A 14,998-nucleotide genomic window follows, 5' to 3' on the forward strand; every position below is an offset into this window, starting at 1 on the left:
AGCCGCCTCGGCCGCCGGCGGACGAGGACCGTTAGCCCTCCCGGGCGGCGTGGCCGGGAGCAGCGGGCGCCGCGGCCACGTCCCGGTGCCAGGACCGCGTGACGTAGGACGTGACGAAGCCGCGGGACGAGTACAGGCTCGCGGCGCCGGTCGGCGAGTCGGCGTCGACCTCGAGTCCCACGCGGTCGCGGCCGCGCCGCGCGGCGTCGGCGACGACGGCGTCCAGCAGCGAGGTGGCGACCCCGCGCCCGCGCGCCGACCGGAGCACCCCGAGGTACGAGACGTAGGAGCCGTCCGGGCGGCCGTCGCCCCCCGGCGAGACGGTGCCGACCAGCGCGCCCGCCGGGCGGCGCCCGGCGTCGTCGGTGATCTCCGCGAGCCACCAGTGGTCCCACCGGTGCCCCGGGTCCTCGCGCAGCCGGGCGACGAACTCGTCGAACGTCTCGGCGTGGTAGTTGAAGTGGTCGGCGAACGCCTCCTCGAGCACGTCGTGGACGGCGACGAGGTCGTGCTCCTCGGGCATGCCGTCCTCGCCCCGGCGGACCCGGCGGACCGTGACCCCCGGCCCGGGTTGCGGGACGTCGGCGTCGCCCGGCGTCACCGGTCGGGACATCTGCCACCAGGTCCGGGTGTGCCGGAAGCCCGCGTCCGTCAGCCAGCGCTGCTGCCGGGGGTCGTCGGCGAAGGCCCCGCTGTCCACCTGGGTGGTGTCGATGCCACGCTCGGCGGCGAACCGGACGGCACCCGCCTCGACCCAGGCGAACAGGGCGTGCGCGACGGCGTCGGCGGTCTCCGGGGCCAGCCCGGGGTCGACGACCACGGCCGCGACCACCCGGCCCGCCGCGCGGTCGTGGAGCGTGGCCCAGGCGCGCACGGCGCCGTCCGCGTCCCGCACCACGACGTGCGCGCGTGAGCGCGCCCCGAGGCCCACCACGTCCGCCTCGACGTCCGAGAGGGCGGCCGACGCGCGCCCGCGCGCCGCGGCCTCGTGGCGGCGCAGCAGCGCGTGCAGGTCGGGCGCGTCGTCGGCGCGCGGTGGCGCGGCGGTCCAGCCGGGAGGCAGGTCCGCGGCGGCGGCGCCGGGGTCCAGGGGTGCGGGGGAGGGGGCGTCAGGTGCGGGTGCCACTGATCGATTGTCTCGCGGCCGGCCCCGGGGCGCCCGACACGTCCGGGTCCGTCCCGACCGGCAGTCGCCGCTTCTCGCGCGCGAAGCGTGCCGGCAGGTTCGGGCCGTCCCAGACGAGGATGGCGTGCCAGAGGGAGGCGGCGATCGGGACGGCGAGCACCGCGCCGGTCAGTCCGGCGAGGACGGTCCCGGTCGTCAGGGCGACGAGGATCATCAGCGGGTGCAGGCTCAGCGTGCGCCCCATGACGACCGGGTGCAGGAAGTCGCCCTCGACCTGGTTGACCACGACGACGATGGCGACCACGACCAGTGCCTGCACCGGTCCGAGGGCCACCAGCGCGACGAGCGCGGCCAGGGTGCCGGCGATGGTCGCCCCCACGAGGGGGATGAACGCGAGCAGGAACACGAGCACGGACAGCGGGATGACCAGCGGCACCCCGACGATCGCCAGGCCGATGCCGATGAAGACGGCGTCGACGGCCGCGACGATCGCCGTCCCGCGCAGGTACCCGCCGAGCGTGCGGATGGTCGCGTCGCCGACGCGCTTGCCGCGCTCGTACCGCTCGCCCTCGAACGGGCGAAGGAAGAACTCCCACAGCTTCGGCCCGTCCTTGAGGAAGAAGAACAGGACCACGACCATGATGAAGAAGCCCGCCACGAAGTTGACGGTCTGTGAGACGCCCGCGATGGCGCCGGACCCCAGCGCGCTGGACCGCAGCAGGCCGGCGAGCGACTCCTCCACGGAGCGGATCTGCTCCTCGGAGATCTCGAACGGCAGCCCCTTGACGTACTCCTGGAGCTGCCGGATCCCGTCCTCGGCGCGCTCGCGCAGCTCGCCCCACTGGTTCACGACGGCGTTGACCACCAGCCACACGACCCCGGAGAGCAGCGCCACGAGCGCCGCGAGCGAGATCCAGGTCGCCAGGAGCGAGGGCACGCCGCGGCGGCGCAGGAACGAGACGAGCGGCGAGATCGCCGCCGACAGCACGAGCGCGATGAGCACGGGGATGACGACGAGGGTCAGCCGCGTCAGCGCGAAGACGACCACGGCGAGCACCGCGACGACGGCGAGGACCTGCACCGACCGGGTGCCGACGCGGCCGAAGCCCTCGGACCACAGGTCGCGGGCCGGGTGTTGGGCGGACGAGGAGGGCGCCGGCGGCGCGGGCCGCGGCACCCGAGGGGGCAGGGGCGGGACGTCCCGCACGCGGCGACCGAACAGGCCCATGGCGTCCTCCTTGGAGCGACCTCCGGCGGCGGCCGAGGGTGCTCCGACGCTATTGCGCGCCGTGCGATCCCGCCCGCCGTGGCGTCGTCAGGGGACGGCGACGGGGGCGCGGGCGACGCGGTCGCGGCCCGCCGCCTTGGCGGCGTACATCGCGCGATCGGCGTCGCGCAGGATCGTGTCGGCCGTCCCGTCGGCCGGGAGCTCGGCGACGCCGACGCTGATCGTCACGCTCGCCACCCCGCCGCGGACCTCGACGTGGACGGCGGCGCAGCGGGCCCGGACCGCCTCCGCCCGGCGGACGGCCTCGTCGCCGCCCAGACCGGGGAGCAGGACGACGAACTCCTCGCCGCCGAGACGCGCGAGGGTCTCGCCCGGCAGCGTCGACGCCTCGAGCGCCCGCGCCACCTCGACCAGCACCCGGTCCCCGGTCGCGTGACCGTGCGTGTCGTTGATCCGCTTGAAGTGGTCGAGGTCGACCAGGAGGAGGCTCAGCGGGGTGCCGTCGGCGCGTGCCTGGGTGAGGGCGTCGGCGAGCTGCTGCTCGAACGAGCGCCGGTTGTGCACGCCCGTGAGCCCGTCGCGCAGCGCCTGGTCCGCGAGCTCCCTGCGCAGGCGCTCCAGCTCGGTGATGTCGCGCATCACGACGACGCGGCCGATCGGGCGGCCGGCCCGGTCGGAGATCTGGGTGATGCGGACGTCCAGGACGCCGCCGCGTGGCGTGGTGACCGTGCCGGCCCCGGTCGCGATCGCCGCCTCGATCGCCGCCGGCATGGGGCTGCGCCACGGGGTGCCGATCGCGTAGTCGGTGTCGCGCAGCAGGACGCGGGCGGCGGGGTTGGTGTCGAGCAGGACGCCCCGTGGGTCCAGGACGACGACGGCGTCGGTGAGGGCCTCGAGCACCTGCCGGGTCGAGACCGGCACGGCCCGGGTGTGGTCGCGGTAGCGCTCGACCCACAGCCAGATCGCGCTGCTCGCGAGCGTGAAGACCGGCGTGAGGTGGATCGGCCCGGAGAGGGAGCTCGAGGAGACGAGGAGGGCCGTGACGTTGCCGATGAACGGCAGCACGGCGGCCAGCGCAGCGATCGCGTACACGTGACGGTGACCGGGCACGGCGGTGACCATGGCGCGCAGCGACAGGGCGACCCCGATGAGCAGGAGCCCATAGCTGTACGCGGTGAACGCCCAGTAGAGCGGGCCGGGGGCCACGGAGAGCACGCCGTCGGACACCTCGACCAGGAGGAAGGAGCGGTGCCATCCGTCGGTCGCCAGGACGAGCATCGTCAGGGCGGGCTGCACGCACAGCAGGAGCGCGGCCCGCCGGGTGACGCGCCGTCCCGTCAGGACGGCGAAGTAGACGAAGGCGGCGGCCAGCGAGAGGGCGATGCCCGGGTAGATCGCGTAGTGCAGGGCGAGGGTGAACTCGTGCGAGCCCGTGGCGAGCGGCAGCAGCGCGCGGGCCGCGGCCCACTCCGACGCCCCGAACATCATGAGGGCGAGGGGGAGCGCGAGCGGGGAGGTGCGGCGACGGCGCAGCACCAGGACACCCGTGACCGACGCGACGACGACGGCGACGAGTGTGGCGAGCTCGACGAAGACGAGCACGGACCACCTCCGTCCGGTCCATCGGCGTAGGACCGCGGGATCTGAGGCGTCCGGTGGCCCGGTTACCGACCGAACCAGGCCCAACGGCGCAGCCGTCCGCCGTCCGCCAGCGCATCCGCGAGGCTCACCGCCGTGAACCCGCGTCCGGCGTACTCGGCGAGGAGCTCCCGGGTGAAGCGGCCGCGGTCGAGCTCGAAGGGCTCGCGTTCCTCGGCCCCGTCCGCCACGCCGGCGATCGCGTCGTGCGCCAGGACGATCTGCCCCGGTCTCAGGTGGGCCAGCGCGCCACGGAGCCGTTCCGCTGTGGGCTGGTCCCGCCAGTCCGACGTCGTGGCGCCCCACATGACCGGGGTCATCCCCGCCCGCCGGAGCGCGGCCCAGGTGCGCGGCGTCTGCGAGCCGTACGGCGGGCGCACCCAGCGGACCGGCCGGCCCACGAGCTGTTCCAGCTCCTGCTTGGCCCGGCGCGTCCGCTCGACGACCTGGCGCGTGGGCATGCTCGTGAGCCGGACGTGGTCCTCGCCGTGGAGGGCGACCTCGTGGCCGGCCGCCACGATCTGCTCGAGGAGCCGGGGCGCGGCGCGGACGCGCGTCATGAGGACGAAGAAGGTGGCGGTGGCCCCCCCGTCGGCCAGCGCGGCGAGCACGCCCTCCGTCGAGCCGACCAGGGGGCCGTCGTCGAACGTGAGCACGACCGCACGTCGTGGCGTCGCGACGGCCCGCACCGACCCGACGGGCCGGCTCCCGGCGCGCCAGAGGGGCCCGAGCACGGGGACCTCCTCGAGGACGTCGCCCTTCGGCACCCCTAGAGCCTCTGGCCGGTCACGGTCGTCCCGCGGGTGTCGAGCAGCTTCTTGCCGAAGGCCTCGAGCACCTCGGGCGCGAGCTCGTCGTGGTTCTGCACCAGGATGACGCAGTCGACGTCGTCGCCGACGTTCTGCAGGTCGGTGACCCGGGGGACCAGCGTGCCGCCGCTGTGCCACTGCGGGACGTACGGGTCCCAGTAGCGCAGCTCGGCGCCGAGGTGCCGCAGCGCCACGGCCAGATCGCGCGCCGGGGACTCCCGCTGGTCCGCGATGTTCGCCTTGTAGGTGACGCCGAGCAGGAGCACGCGAGAGCCGTTGACCGCGCGGCCCAGGCCGTTGAGCAGGTCCTGCGCGCGACGAGCGACGTAGGCCGGCATCGTCGCGTTGATCTCCTGGGCGAGCTCGACGAACCGGAAGGAGTGCCCGAGTCGGCTGCGGACGTGGTGCGACAGGTAGTTGGGGTCGATGGGGATGCAGTGCCCACCCACCCCGGGGCCCGGGTAGAAGGCCTGGAAGCCGAACGGCTTGCTCGAGGCGCAGCGGATCGCCTCCCACAGGTCCACGTCGAGCTCGTGCGCCAGCTGCGCGAGCTCGTTCATGAGCGCGATGTTCACGTGCCGGTAGGTGTTCTCGAGGAGCTTGGCCAGCTCGGCCTCCCGGGTGCCGCTCGCGCGCACGACCTGGTCGCACACCCGCGAGTACAGCTCGACCGCGCGGTCCGTGCTGCGCTCGTCGACGCCTCCGACGACCTTGGGGGTGTTGCGCAGCCCGAACCGGGTGTTGCCGGGGTCGATCCGCTCGGGCGAGAAGGCCAGGAGGAGGTCGCTGCCGACCGTCAGCCCGCTGCGCTCGAGGATCGGCCCGACGATCTCCTCCGTCGTGCCCGGGTAGGTGGTGGACTCCAGCACGACGAGGTCGCCCGGGCGCACCCGCGCCGCGAGCATCTCGGCGGACGCGATCACAGCACCGAGGTCCGGACCGCCCTCCGGGGTCAGGGGCGTCGGCACGCAGATGACGTACACGTCGCAGTCGTCGAGGTCCGCCGCGTCGTCCGTCGGCACGAAGCCCGCCGCCAGCATCGCAGCGAGGTCGTCGTCCGTGACGTCGTCGATGCGGGAGCGGCCCGCGCGCATCTCGGCCACGCGGTCCGGGTCGATGTCGAAACCGTACGTCGGGATGCCCGCGAGGACGGCTTCCCGGATCAGCGGCAGGCCGACGTAGCCCGTGCCGATCACTGCGAGCCTGATTCCCATCATCGCCCTTCCCGTCGCCTCGGATCCGTTCCCGATCCTTCCACAGGAAGTCGGTCCAAAGAGGGTGAAAACGGACGCGCTGGGCCGATCGGGGGACGCGGCCCGGTGCGCCGTGGCGCCGTCCCCTGGTCGGCCCCCGGCGCGCGGCCGGCCGCTTGTACGCTGCGACGATGGAGCGCACCGCGGACCCCGCCGGCCCCGTGGTCGTCGCGGTGCTCACGTACCGGCGCCCCGAGGTGCTGACCCGGCTCCTGCCCGAGCTCGCACGTCAGGCGCGGCTCCTCGGTGCGGGCACGCGCGTCCTCGTCGTCGACAACGACCCCGACGCCAGCGCCCGGCCGGCGGTCGAGCGCCTCGCCATCCCCGAGGCCGAGTACGTCCACGAGCCCCGGCCCGGGATCGCCGCCGGTCGTAACGCCGCCCTCGAGGCCGCCACCGGCGCCGACGTGCTGGTCTTCATCGACGACGACGAGACACCGGACGAGGACTGGCTGGCCACGATGGTCGCCGCGCACCGGCGTCTTCGCGGCGCCGCGGTCGTCGGCCCGGTGCTGCGGATCCACGAGACCGAGCCCGCTGCGTGGGTGCGTTGGGCGCGGGTCTTCGACCGCCGCCGCATGGCGACGGGCACGCCGATGGAGGCCGCCGGGAGCGGCAACCTCCTCCTCGACCTGGCGCACGTGCGCCGGCACGGGCTCCGGTTCGCCGACGCGCTCGGGCTCAGCGGCGGATCGGACCACCTGTTCACGAAGGAGCTGCGACGGGCCGGGGGAGCGATCTACTGGTGCGACGAGGCGGTCGTCCGCGAGCACGTCCCGGCCTCGCGGCTCACCGGGCGCTGGACGATGCGCCGGGGCTACCGCTCCGGCGGCACGAGCGTCCTGGTGGACCTGATGCTCGCCCGCACCCGGCGGGAGGAGCTGAGCGTCCGGGCGCGGGCCCTGGTCGCGGGCGCCGCGCGCGTCGTGGTGGGAGCGGCGCGGGCGCTGCTCGGCGTCGTGACCCGGAACCCGGAGCACCACGGCCGCGGCGCCTGGACCCTGGCGCGCGGAGCCGGGATCCTCGGCGGCGCCGTCGGCCACACGGTCGTGGAGTACCGCCGGCCCTGAGCCGCCGGCAGCCGCGATCCGCGTCGTCCGCACGGTGAGACGCGGCACCCGATCCTTGACCCGCGGTCCGGTCGGCGCGAAGACTCGCCCTGTGCCGGACACGCTGCTCGCCGTCGCCCGTCCCGCGGTCCTGCCGACCGCCGGCGTCGGCGCGGTGTGCGCGGCCGCGCGCTGTTGTTGTCAGACCTGCAGCTGAGACGCCGTCCCTGCAGCGCTCCGCCCCGCCCGGGCGTCGAGCCGTACCGCCGCCCCGTCGGCGACCTCTGACCACGACCCTCGCGCTCCGCCGCGACACCTTCCTCGAGGACCCGCCATGCACCCGTCCCACCCCCGCGTCCACCTCGCCGTCGACCTCTCGCACGTGGGCGCGCGCCCGGCGGCGTGGCGCGACGTCCGGTCAGGGGCGCCCCGCGGCTTCGACCCGGCCCGGCTGGCCGGCCTCGTCGCGACGGCCGAGCGCGGCACGCTGGACCTCGTCGTGCTCGGGCACGACTTCCGGCTCCGGCCCGACCGGGGCCAGACGGTCGACGGCCGGCTCGACGCCGTCCACGCGCTCGCGCAGGTCGCGCCGTCGACCCGCGGCATCGGCCTCGTCGCCACGGTCGCGGGCGACGCGGGTCGCCCGGCGGAGCTCGGCCGCGCCGTGGCGACCCTCGACGCGCTGAGCGCCGGACGCGCGGGGTGGCAGGTCGGCCCGGCCGCGCGCGTCGGACGCCCCGCGACCGACGTCGTGGAGCTCATCGCCGCGGTGCGCGCGGCCTGGGCCCGGGGCGACGCGGGGCCGGTCCAGGGACGGCCGCCCGTCGTCGTCCGCGCCGACACCGCGCGCGCCCTCGAGGTCGCGGGGGCCGTGGCCGACGTCGTGCGGGTGCGGGCGCGCGACGCGCGGTCCGCAGGGCAGCAGCGCGCCCTGGTCCGGGCGTCGGCGCGGTCCGTCGGGCGTGACCCGGACGACGTGCTCGTGCTGGTCGACGCGTACACCGCAATCGACGCCGGGGCCGGTTCCCGCCGGGGTGCCGGCCCGGCTGCGCCGGACCCGGAGTCCTACGTCCACGTCGGCACGGCCGGCGCGCTCGCCGCGCTCGTGGCGGGGTGGTCGGCCGCCGGCGTCGTCGACGGCTTCACCCTCCGGCCCGCCTCACCGGCGGCGGACCTGCCCGCCATCGTCGACGGCGTCGTGCCGGAGCTGCGCGAGCGAGGGCTGTACCGCAGCGCCTACCCCGGGTCGACGCTGACGCAGACCCTCGCCCCGCCGCTGCGCCCCACGCGCCTGGCGGGCTGAGCCGGGGCCGCGCTTGCGCCGCGGTCCTAGGCTGGCGGTATGTCCGTCGTGAAGATCAACGCCATCTCCGTGCCGCCCGAGGCGGGCCCCGAGCTCGAGCGCCGGTTCGCCGCGCGGGCCGGGACCATCGAGGGGTCGCCCGGCTTCCTCGGGTTCCAGCTGCTGCGCCCCACCGCCGGCGAGGACCGCTACTTCGTGGTGACGCACTGGGCGGACGAGGAGTCCTTCGCCGCGTGGCGCGACGGCGACGGCCGGGCCGCCCACGCGGGCTCCGGCGACCGTCCCCGGCCGGTGAGCTCGGGCGCGCAGCTGCTGGAGTTCGACGTCGTGCTGGACGTCGCGCCGCGCTCGGCCTGACGTCAGCCCTGCTCCGGCTCGTACGCGAGCAGCACCCGGGCGGCGCCGTCGTCGGGCTCGTCGACGGAGACGACCGTGAGTCGCCCCCAGCCCGGCACCTCGACGCGGTCCTGCACCGCGACGGTGAGGTCGGCGTGGGGGACCGAGGGCGGGCCGTCGGCCGGGTCGACCGGGGTGACCACGAGCCGGACGGAGCCGGACTCCACACCGACCGCTACGCGCATCCCGTCCAGCACCTCGCTGCCGCCGTCCCGGACCACCACCTCGGCGGCGTCCTGCGACGGCGCCTCGGCGGCCCCGACCGCCGCGGCCCACACCAGCGCGGCGGCGACGACGCATGCGAGCGCCGCCGCGACGGTCACGAGCGCGCGGGTGCGCTCCGCCCGGGTGGCGTCGCCCGGCAGCGGCCCCGGCAGCCGGGTCGAGAGCCAGATCAGCAGGCCGGCCGCGACGGCCAGCAGCGCGGCGCTGACGAGGCCGGTCCTCGGCCCGACCGTGGCCGCACCGATCCCGCCGGCGACCGCCGCGAGAGCCAGGAGGCCGCCGAGGCTGCCCAGGCGCCAGCGCCTCGACGTGCGCAGGAGAGCCGTAGCCATGATGATCACCTTCTGCCGGAGTCTGGTTACCGTACGGCCACCCCGAGCCAGGAGGACATGTGAGCGAGTTCTACGTCAACGACCCACAGCTCGTCGATGCCGCCAAGCAGATCACGGCGCTCTCCGGCCAGTTCCCGGCGGCCAGGTCCTACGCGTCGACGCACCTGGACATCGGCCTCGGCGACACCGGCCTGCTGCTCAGCACGATCATGCTGACGACCGGGAAGGCGAGGACCGCCGTCCTGGACGAGCTCGCGGTCGCACGGTCCCACCTCGACGCGGCCGCGACCGAGCTGCGGGCCGCCGCGGCGACGTACCGGACCACCGACGACGCCGTCGACGCCTCGCTCGACGCGACCTACTGAGGAGACGCACATGGCGCAGTACGACGGCGGCGGGCAGGCGTGGGCGGCCTCGGCCGGTCTGGCCCTGGTCCCGCCTGTGGCCACAGATCCCATGCCGGACCTCGGCGAGGCGATCCTGGGCTGGCAGAACTACGTCTCGGCGAGCTACTGCATCAACGAGATCATCGAGATGGTCTGCGGCTTCGACCCCTTCACGTGGCTCAGCAGCCACTTCACCGGCAGCTGGGAGGAGTTCTCGGAGGCCGGTGCGGCCCTGGCGAACCTCAGCAACTTCGTGACGACGACCCGCGGCCAGCTCTCCACGGCGGTCGCGCCGCTGAACTTCGCGTGGACGGGCAACGCCGCCACCGCGGCCCTGGCCTACTTCGAGTCGCTCGAGCAGGGGCTGACGACCCTGGCCGACGCCATCGACGGGCTCGCGGAGGACTTCCAGACGACGGCGTTCGGCGTCTGGTCGGCGGGACAGGCCGCCGTGACCGCCCTCGCGGAGCTCTGCGACTGGCTCATCCTGCTGGCGCTCGAGCTGGCGGCGGCCGCGTCCTCCAGCTGGACGATCGTCGGCGGGCTGATCGCCGGCTCGGCCGCGGCCGCCACGGCGCTCAAGGCGGGCGGCGTCTGGCGCGAGGTGGTCAAGTGGCACGGTCGCGCCGTGGGCGGAGCGGAGGGCTTCGCCGGCCTCGCCGCGGCGAACCTGTCGCTGGTCCACGGACTGGAGGGGGTCTCGATGCCCGGCAGCACGCTCGACATCCCGGGCACCGGAAAGGGGAAGTGAGTATGGCAGCGACCGACGGGGTGCCGTGGGACGACAGGGTGGCGCGGCTGTCCGCGGCCATGGGCGGCGACCCGGCGCGGGGACGGCAGGCCATGCGCGCCCTCGAGCGCCTGCGCTCGGCCGAGGACCCCCGGCTGCGCGAGCTGGCCCAGGACGTGCTCGACGGCAGGCGCACCCTGCGGGAGATGGTGCAGGACGACGCGTTCGGCCGCGTCGTCTCCGGCAGGCTCCCCGCGCTGAAGACCCAGCTCGACGAGATGACCCCCGAGGACCGCGAGCGTCTCCTGGCCGGGTACGAGGAGCAGCGGCGCCGCGATCTCGCGGGCGGCTGAGCCGTCGGCCTCGGCGTCGTCAGTGCCGGACGCGGCGCAGCAGCTCGAGCGCGTGCTCCTCGTCGGTCATCGTGGTGACCTTGGACGCCTGCATCCACACCGCCGGGTTCGTCAGGTGGCCGAAGGCCCACTGCACCTCGAAGGCGCCGGACGCGGCGTCGCGGTCGATCCGCCAGGTGCCCGGGTGGCCGGTGCGCGGGTCGGTGCCGACGACGGTCACGGGCCAGGAGGCGGAGCCCGTGGCGGCGTCGCGGTGGTCGGACAGGGTCGTCGTCATGGTCGCTCCTCGGCGTCTCGCAGGGGCGGCGTGGTCGCGTCCCCCAGTGTGCGTCGGCATCCTGGGCGGAACCTGAACGGGACCCGCCGGGTGGCCTGCGTCACATCCCGCGCGCGTCGACGGCCGGCCGCGCGTGGCCGCGGGGTGGCGGGCATGGTGGAGCAAGCACGCACGTCCCAGCTGAGAGGAACCGGGGATGATCCCGCGCACCGACAACCACCTGCACCTCGAGCTCGTCGACGGCGTCGAGCGCACCGGGCGCGGCCTGCTCGCTGCGCTGGGGGGTGAGCGGTTCCGCGTCGACGTCGTCCGCGACGACGTCGTCCGGCTCGCGATGAGCCGCGGCGGGGTCTTCGACGAGCAGCCCACGCACGCCGTCTGCGTCGACCCGCTCTCGCCCGACGTCGCGTTCGAGGTGGAGCGCTCGGACGACGTCGTCCGGGTGCGGACCGCCGCGCTCGTCGTCTCGCTCTGGCTCGACCCGTTCCGCGTCGACGTCCACCGGGCCGACGGGTCGCCCGTGATCGAGACCGCGCGGGGCGCCGACGGCCGGTACGGCACCTACGCCACGCTCAACGACGCGTTCGTGCTGCGCCGCCGGTGCCGCCCCGAGGACGCGATCTACGGGCTCGGCGAGAAGACGGGGCGCCACAACCGCAAGGGCCGCGACTTCACGCTGTGGAACAGCGACGTGCTCAGCCCTGACGTCGCGGGCGCCGCCGCCGCGCGCCTCGGGGCCGACGACCCGCGTGCGGACGCGTCGAGCACCGAGTTCGACCCGTACTACGTCTCGATCCCGTTCTTCTACCACCAGAGGTGGCCCGGCGGGGCGATGGCCGGGTCGTTCCTGGACAACGGCTACCGCGTGGCCTACGACTTCACCGCGCCCGACGAGTACGTCATCCGTGGCGACGGCGGCCAGTGGTGCGAGTACGTGTTCGCGGGCCCGCGCATGCCGGACATCCTCGAGGCCTACACCTGGCTGACGGGCCGCACGCCGCTGCCCCCGCTCTGGTCGCTGGGCTACCACCAGTCGCGCTGGCACGCGTACGCCCAGGAAGCCGTCGAGCAGGTGGCCCGGCGCCACCGCGAGCTGGACGTGCCGTGCGACGCCCTGTGGCTCGACATCGAGTACATGGACGGCTACCGCGTCTTCACCTGGGACCGCGAGCGGTTCCCCGACCCGCCGGGCATGCTCGCGCGCCTGCGCGACGACGGCTTCCGCGTCATCACGATCATCGACCCGGGGGTCAAGCACGACCCCGGCTACGCCGTGTTCGACGAGGCCGTGGAGAAGGACCTCCTGTGCCGCACCGAGGGCGGGGACCTCTACGTCGGCCAGGTCTGGCCGGGGCGGACGGCGTTCCCCGACTTCGTCACGCAGGAGACGCGCGCGTGGTGGGGCCGGCTCAACGCCGAGCACGTGCGCTCCGGCCTCGCGGGGATCTGGAACGACATGAACGAGCCCGCGACGGGCGACGTCGACCCGGGGCGCATGCGCTTCGGGCGTGGGCGGTTCTCGCACGAGCGGTTCCACAACCAGTACGCGCTGCTCATGGCGATGGGCACGGTCGAGGGCCTGCGCGCCGCGATGCCCGAGCTGCGCACGTTCGTGCTGACGCGCGCCGGCTCGGCCGGCATCCAGCGCTACGCGGCGAACTGGATGGGGGACAACCAGTCGCGCTGGGACCACCTGTGGCTGAGCATCCCCATGGCCAACGGCTTCGGCGTGTCCGGCCAGGCGTTCGTGGGCGCCGACGTCGGCGGCTTCTTCGGCAGCACCGACGCGGAGCTGTTCCTGCGCTGGATGCAGTACGGCGCGCTGACCCCGTTCTTCCGCAACCACTCCGCCATGGGGAACGTCGACCAGTACGTGTGGGCCTTCGGCGACGTCGTCCTGGCGGGCGTGCGCGAGGCGATCCGCCTGCGCTACCGGCTCCTGCCGTACCTCTACAGCGCCTTCGTCGTGGCGTCCGAGACCGGGGCGCCCGTGCAGCGCCCGCTCGTCCTGGACCACCAGGACGACGCCGTCGTGCGCGACGTCGACGACCAGTACCTGCTCGGGCCGCACCTGCTGGTGGCGCCGGTCGTCGAGCCCGGCACCACGCACCGGCAGGTGTACCTCCCCGCGGGCGAGTGGGTGGACTGGCACACGGGCGAGCGGCACGTGGGGCCGCGGTTCGTCGTGGCGCAGACGCCCATGGAGCGCATCCCGCTGTACGTGCGCGCGGGCGCCGTCGTGCCGATGTGGGAGCGGGCACCGGCCTCGACCGCCGAGCCCGCACCCGAGCTGGTCGAGCTGCACCTGCGGGTCCCGGCGCTCGACGGCACCGCCACGTCGATGCTCCAGGAGGACGACGGTCTCACCGTAGCCGCGGTCGACGGCGCCCACGTGCGCACGACCTTCGAGGTCACCCGCGCGGGCGGCGCCGTCACGGTGCGCGCCAGGACGACGGGTGACGGCTTCCCGGGGCACCGCCGCACGGCCTTCCGCGTGGTCCTGCACGGCGCGGTGGGCGACCGCGCGCGGCTCGACGACGCCGAGGTGCCGGTCGAGGACGGGGTGGTGCTGGTGCCCGGCGAGCGCGAGGGCTTCACGCTCGAGCTCCGGGCCGACGGGCGCTGATCGGATTCTGTCCGGGGCCTTGACGCAATAGGTAGGGTCCCAGGCATGGGTATCAGCGGGTGGGAGCTCCTGGTCCTGGTGACCGCCGTCGTCGTGCTCGTGGGCCCCGAGCAGCTGCCGCGCGCGGCGGAGCAGCTGGGACGCCTCGTGCGCGAGGTCCGGGCGATCGCGTCGGGCGCGCGGGAGCGCGTCCGCGAGGAGCTGGGTCCGGACGTCGACCTCGACTGGGAGGCGCTCGACCCGCGCCAGTACGACCCTCGGCGCATCGTGCGCGAGGCCCTCGTCGAGGAGCTGCGCGGACCCGCCGAGCGGGCGCATGGCCACGCCGCGCCTGCTGCCGTGCCGCCCCCGCTCCGGGCCGCGGGTGCGGACCCCGGAGCCGGGGCGGCGCCGACGGCCTGAGCGCCGCGGGCGCGCACCGCGACGGCGCTACGCCGGTCGGGCGGCTCCGCCCCGCCGACGCACCCGCCGGTCGCGCAGGGCGGCCACGCCGACGGCGACGAAGTACAAGCCGCAGATCGGCGTCGCCATCGCGAGCATGGACCATGCGTCCGGCAGCGGGTTGGCGAACGCCGTGAAGACGAGCGCGAGCAGGACCGCCCAGCGCCAGGCCCGGAGCATCGTCGCCGCGGGCAGCAGCCCGAGGAAGTTCAGCGCCACCAGGACCAGCGGCAGCAGGAAGGCAAGGCCGAACACGAGGATCACGCGCATGAAGAACCCGAAATAGGCGCGCGCGTCCATGAGGTTGACCGCGCTGTCCGGCGTGAAGGCCGTCAGCGTGCTGATCGCGGTGGGCAGCACGAACCAGGCGAGCGCACCGCCCGCGACGAACAGCACGCTCCCCGCGGGGACGAAGGAGAACACGTAGCGCTTCTCCTGGCGCGTCAGGGCCGGCGTCACGAAGGCGAGCAGCTGACCGATCCACCACGGCGCCGAGAGGAAGACCCCCAGGAAGAGGGCAACCTTGAGCTGCATGTCGAACGCCGAGCCGATCGTGGTGAAGTTGAGTGCGGCGGTCTGCCCCCGGTGGCCCAGCCCTTGCAGGGGCTGGCTCATCGCCGCGAAGACCGGGTCGTACGCGAACCACCCGAGGCAGGCCCCGAGCACGAGCCCGAGGGCCGACCACAGGACACGGCGTCGGAGCTCGGCGAGGTGCGCCGCGAGCGCCATCCGGCCCTCGGGGTCGTGCGTCGACCGGCCGGACCGGCGCCCGCGCGGGGCGTCGGCCGGCCGGTCGTGAGCCGCTGACGGGTGCGCCGTCATCGCC

16 protein-coding genes are annotated in these 14,998 nt (G+C 74.9%); 8 read left to right on the forward strand and 8 right to left on the reverse strand.

Annotated elements, in window-relative coordinates:
• Window positions 1-31: 31 nt before the first annotated feature.
• From H2O74_RS03725 to H2O74_RS03745, 5 genes are all read right to left on the reverse strand, one after another.
• Window positions 32-1,126, reverse strand: a complete 1,095-nt coding sequence (locus H2O74_RS03725) for a GNAT family N-acetyltransferase (protein ID WP_255491762.1) — start codon at window positions 1,124-1,126, stop codon at window positions 32-34.
• Window positions 1,110-2,354, reverse strand: a complete 1,245-nt coding sequence (locus tag H2O74_RS03730) for an AI-2E family transporter (RefSeq protein ID WP_182113186.1) — start codon at window positions 2,352-2,354, stop codon at window positions 1,110-1,112. The genes H2O74_RS03725 and H2O74_RS03730 overlap by 17 nt, the downstream gene beginning before the upstream one ends.
• A gap of 87 nt (window positions 2,355-2,441) precedes the next feature.
• Window positions 2,442-3,956, reverse strand: a complete 1,515-nt coding sequence (locus H2O74_RS03735; RefSeq protein WP_182113187.1) for a diguanylate cyclase — start codon at window positions 3,954-3,956, stop codon at window positions 2,442-2,444.
• 62 nt (window positions 3,957-4,018) lie between these two features.
• On the reverse strand, window positions 4,019-4,759 hold the full coding sequence (locus H2O74_RS03740; protein ID WP_255491763.1) for a polysaccharide deacetylase family protein: 741 nt from the start codon (window positions 4,757-4,759) through the stop codon (window positions 4,019-4,021).
• Window positions 4,760-4,761: 2 nt separating this feature from the next.
• Window positions 4,762-6,018 carry a nucleotide sugar dehydrogenase gene (locus H2O74_RS03745; RefSeq protein WP_309232737.1) on the reverse strand — a complete coding sequence of 419 codons (1,257 nt, stop codon included), beginning with the start codon at window positions 6,016-6,018 and terminating at the stop codon, window positions 4,762-4,764.
• A 167-nt stretch (window positions 6,019-6,185) separates the two neighbouring features.
• Between H2O74_RS03745 and H2O74_RS03750 the strand changes: the two genes are divergently transcribed.
• From H2O74_RS03750 to H2O74_RS03760, 3 genes are all read left to right on the forward strand, one after another.
• Window positions 6,186-7,124, forward strand: coding sequence for a glycosyltransferase family 2 protein (locus tag H2O74_RS03750; RefSeq protein WP_182113188.1), 939 nt, complete (start codon window positions 6,186-6,188; stop codon window positions 7,122-7,124).
• A gap of 313 nt (window positions 7,125-7,437) precedes the next feature.
• Entirely contained in the window at window positions 7,438-8,406 is a 969-nt protein-coding gene (locus H2O74_RS03755; RefSeq protein ID WP_182113189.1) for an LLM class flavin-dependent oxidoreductase, read from the forward strand.
• Between the two features lie 39 nt (window positions 8,407-8,445).
• Complete coding sequence (locus H2O74_RS03760; RefSeq protein ID WP_182113190.1) at window positions 8,446-8,763, forward strand: antibiotic biosynthesis monooxygenase; 318 nt, start codon at window positions 8,446-8,448, stop codon at window positions 8,761-8,763.
• 2 nt (window positions 8,764-8,765) lie between these two features.
• Here the strand turns inward: H2O74_RS03760 and H2O74_RS03765 are convergent, their stop codons facing one another.
• Window positions 8,766-9,359, reverse strand: coding sequence for a hypothetical protein (locus H2O74_RS03765; protein ID WP_182113191.1), 594 nt, complete (start codon window positions 9,357-9,359; stop codon window positions 8,766-8,768).
• 59 nt (window positions 9,360-9,418) lie between these two features.
• On the opposite strand from H2O74_RS03765, the gene H2O74_RS03770 reads away from it, so the two are divergent.
• The 3 genes from H2O74_RS03770 to H2O74_RS03780 are packed head-to-tail and all read left to right on the forward strand — an operon-like array spanning window position 9,419 to window position 10,828.
• On the forward strand, window positions 9,419-9,724 hold the full coding sequence (locus H2O74_RS03770; RefSeq protein ID WP_182113192.1) for a hypothetical protein: 306 nt from the start codon (window positions 9,419-9,421) through the stop codon (window positions 9,722-9,724).
• A 10-nt stretch (window positions 9,725-9,734) separates the two neighbouring features.
• Entirely contained in the window at window positions 9,735-10,496 is a 762-nt protein-coding gene (locus H2O74_RS03775) for a WXG100 family type VII secretion target (RefSeq protein ID WP_182113193.1), read from the forward strand.
• Window positions 10,497-10,498: 2 nt separating this feature from the next.
• A complete protein-coding gene (locus H2O74_RS03780) occupies window positions 10,499-10,828 on the forward strand; it encodes a hypothetical protein (RefSeq protein ID WP_182113194.1) in 330 nt (109 codons plus the stop codon).
• A gap of 19 nt (window positions 10,829-10,847) precedes the next feature.
• On the opposite strand, the gene H2O74_RS03785 is transcribed toward H2O74_RS03780, so the two are convergent.
• Window positions 10,848-11,105: a hypothetical protein gene (locus H2O74_RS03785; RefSeq protein WP_182113195.1), complete on the reverse strand. Its 258-nt coding sequence runs from the start codon at window positions 11,103-11,105 to the stop codon at window positions 10,848-10,850.
• A gap of 196 nt (window positions 11,106-11,301) precedes the next feature.
• On the opposite strand from H2O74_RS03785, the gene H2O74_RS03790 reads away from it, so the two are divergent.
• Together H2O74_RS03790 and H2O74_RS03795 are read left to right on the forward strand one after the other, a co-directional pair.
• Window positions 11,302-13,731: a TIM-barrel domain-containing protein gene (locus tag H2O74_RS03790; RefSeq protein WP_182113196.1), complete on the forward strand. Its 2,430-nt coding sequence runs from the start codon at window positions 11,302-11,304 to the stop codon at window positions 13,729-13,731.
• A gap of 45 nt (window positions 13,732-13,776) precedes the next feature.
• Entirely contained in the window at window positions 13,777-14,133 is a 357-nt protein-coding gene (locus H2O74_RS03795; RefSeq protein WP_182113197.1) for a twin-arginine translocase TatA/TatE family subunit, read from the forward strand.
• Between the two features lie 27 nt (window positions 14,134-14,160).
• Here H2O74_RS03795 and tatC read toward each other — a convergent pair whose 3' ends face one another.
• The gene (gene tatC, locus H2O74_RS03800; protein ID WP_255491764.1) at window positions 14,161-14,994 is read right to left on the reverse strand and encodes a twin-arginine translocase subunit TatC; all 834 of its coding nucleotides are present in this window, start codon (window positions 14,992-14,994) and stop codon (window positions 14,161-14,163) included.
• Window positions 14,995-14,998: the final 4 nt, after the last annotated feature.

The organism is Actinotalea sp. JY-7876, from assembly GCF_014042015.1.
Lineage (GTDB): Bacteria > Actinomycetota > Actinomycetes > Actinomycetales > Cellulomonadaceae > Actinotalea.